This window comes from Oleiphilus sp. HI0043, from assembly GCF_001634935.1.
Map to the genome: position 1 here is coordinate 1 of NZ_LWEY01001313.1, position 2669 is coordinate 2669.

Consider the following 2669-nt stretch of genomic DNA (forward strand, 5'->3'; position numbering starts at 1 on the left):
GATAAATCGCTGGAAAATAAGCCTCGGATCTTTTTAAACATGGTGTGAGATCAACCTAAACAATTCGTAGAAAATAATCGAGCAACTTTAACAACGGTACCTATATAGAGCAAGACGGAATTGAAAAATGAACGATAATTAAAGCTAATTTACCCCATTTCTGAACATATATTAAACAATACGATTTAATTAACCCCTCTTATTTGTCTGGCCGGAATTATTCCTGATATTATGGCGGCAATTTTTTAATTACCTAACACCTAATCTGTGGCTTCGAATTGATGCTCCAGAAAAGACAACGCTTGAGGATTAACATGTCCATCGATCCAGAAGACATCAATAAAATTGCTCACCTGGCTCGGCTTCATATCGAAGACGATAAAGTTGAGAAAATCAGTAACGATATAACAAATATTCTGTCATTGGTTGATCAGCTACAAAATGCCAATACTGAAGACATTCCACCAATGGCTCACCCAATGGATGCTGTACAGGTTCTACGTCCAGATGTTGTCACTGAAAGCGATAAAAGAGAAAAGCTCCAAACTGTCGCCCCCAACACTGAAGACGGTTTATTTCTTGTGCCAAAGGTTATTGAGTAAGGTGAACGTCCACCTATCCATTAGCAACATCACATTATTATCGATAGCACAACATTCACTCTATTCGAAAGCTAACTAAACATGCTAAACAAAACTGTAAAACAATTATCAACAGGGCTTGCTAGCGGCGAGTTTTCAAGCCTCGAGCTCAGCCAATACTTTCTAGACAGAATCAAGAAGCTTGACGGCCAATATAATAGTTTCATTACCGTTACCGAAGAACAAGCGCTTGCACAGGCGAAAGCAGCCGATGAGATTATCGCAAGCGGCAAGGCAACACCCTGGACAGGTATTCCCTTTGCACATAAGGACATCTTCTGCACCGAAGGCGTGTTAACTACCTGCGCCTCAAAAATGCTAGATAACTTTATTCCGCCTTATGACGCCACCATCGTCAGCAATTTTAAAAATGCGGGCGCAGTTTGTTTAGGTAAAACAAACATGGATGAATTCGCGATGGGCTCATCTAACGAGACAAGTTATTTTGGCAAAGTTATCAACCCTTGGAGCCAAGAAGAGCAACTTGTACCCGGTGGTTCATCTGGCGGTTCAGCAGCTGCCGTTGCCGCTCGACTTGTGCCAATAGCAACCGCAACCGATACCGGCGGCTCTATTCGCCAGCCTGCTTCTCTTTGCGGCTTAACCGGATTAAAACCAACCTACGGCCGTGTTTCACGCTACGGAATGATTGCCTTCGCATCAAGTCTTGACCAAGCTGGCCCGATGGCTCTCACTGCAGAAGATGCGGCAATGATGCTGAACGTGCTTGCAGGACATGACGCCAAGGACTCAACCAGCCTAGACCGCGAAGTACCAGACTACACAGCGAACTTGAATAACTCACTTGAAGGCCTCCGAATTGGTCTACCAAAAGAGTTTTTCAACGAGCACTTAAGCGCTGAATTGCAGGATGTATTGCAAACCGCTATTAAGGAGCTGGAAAAGCTGGGAGCGACGTTTAAAGAAGTGTCGCTACCACATTCTGACCTGTCAGTACCGGCCTACTACGTGATTGCGCCAGCAGAATGTTCTGCAAACTTGTCACGCTTTGACGGCGTTCGCTTTGGGCACCGTTGTGACGACCCGAAAGATCTGATGGACATGTATCAGCGCACCCGCTCTGAAGGCTTCGGCGATGAAGTTAAACGACGTATTCTAATAGGTGCTTACGCCCTATCCGCCGGCTACTACGATGCCTATTACAGAAAAGCACAGCAGGTTCGCCGTTTAATTAAGAATGACTTCGTCAGCGCCTTTGAAGAAGTTGATTTGATCTTAGGCCCAACCTCTCCGTCGGAAGCATTTGGCTTTAATTCCAAAGGTGATGACCCTGTAAAAATGTATCTTGAAGATATCTTTACTATTTCAACCAACCTCGCCGGGCTGCCTGGCATGTCACTTCCAGCAGGCTTATTAAATGGTCTGCCTATTGGCATGCAACTTATTGGTAACTACTTCGACGAACAACGTATGCTTAACGTCGCGCATCAGTTCCAACAAGTTACCGATTGGCACACCTTAGCACCACAGAACATTTAAGCCTGGAGAAACACTATGCAATGGGAAACAGTAATCGGGCTTGAAGTTCACGTCCAGCTCGCCACCAAAACGAAAATATTTTCCGGCTCTTCTACTGCCTATGGCGCAGAGCCAAACACTCAGGCAAACGAAGTTGACCTAGCCTTGCCTGGCACCTTGCCTGTACCAAATGAGCAAGCCTTTCGTTACGCCGTTATGTTCGGCTTGGCTATCGACGCAGAAATCGGTAAACGCTCGGTTTTCGAACGTAAAAACTATTTTTACCCAGACTTGCCCAAGGGTTACCAGACCACGCAGCTAGACCTGCCGATCGTTGGCCCTGGTGTTGTTGAAATTGAACTAGAGGACGGCAGCAAGAAGTCTGTTCGTATCCATCACGCTCACCTTGAAGAAGATGCCGGTAAATCGCTTCATGAAGATTACCATGGCATGTCAGGCATAGATCTGAACCGCGCGGGAACACCGCTTATTGAAATCGTGTCAGAGCCTGATATCAGCAATAGTGAAGAAGCAGTCGCCTTTGCCAAA

General features: G+C 45.7%; 2 protein-coding genes and 1 pseudogene. All 3 read left to right on the forward strand.

The features are described 5' to 3' along the window. Positions 1-314 precede the first annotated feature (314 nt). Positions 315-602: an Asp-tRNA(Asn)/Glu-tRNA(Gln) amidotransferase subunit GatC gene (gatC, locus tag A3729_RS17550; RefSeq protein WP_068507575.1), complete on the forward strand. Its 288-nt coding sequence runs from the start codon at positions 315-317 to the stop codon at positions 600-602. Between the two features lie 81 nt (positions 603-683). Beyond that, a complete protein-coding gene (gene gatA / locus A3729_RS17555) occupies positions 684-2141 on the forward strand; it encodes an Asp-tRNA(Asn)/Glu-tRNA(Gln) amidotransferase subunit GatA (protein ID WP_068507573.1) in 1458 nt (485 codons plus the stop codon). Between the two features lie 15 nt (positions 2142-2156). Continuing rightward, a pseudogene (gatB, locus tag A3729_RS17560) lies at positions 2157-2669 on the forward strand (Asp-tRNA(Asn)/Glu-tRNA(Gln) amidotransferase GatCAB subunit B); the annotation flags it as partial.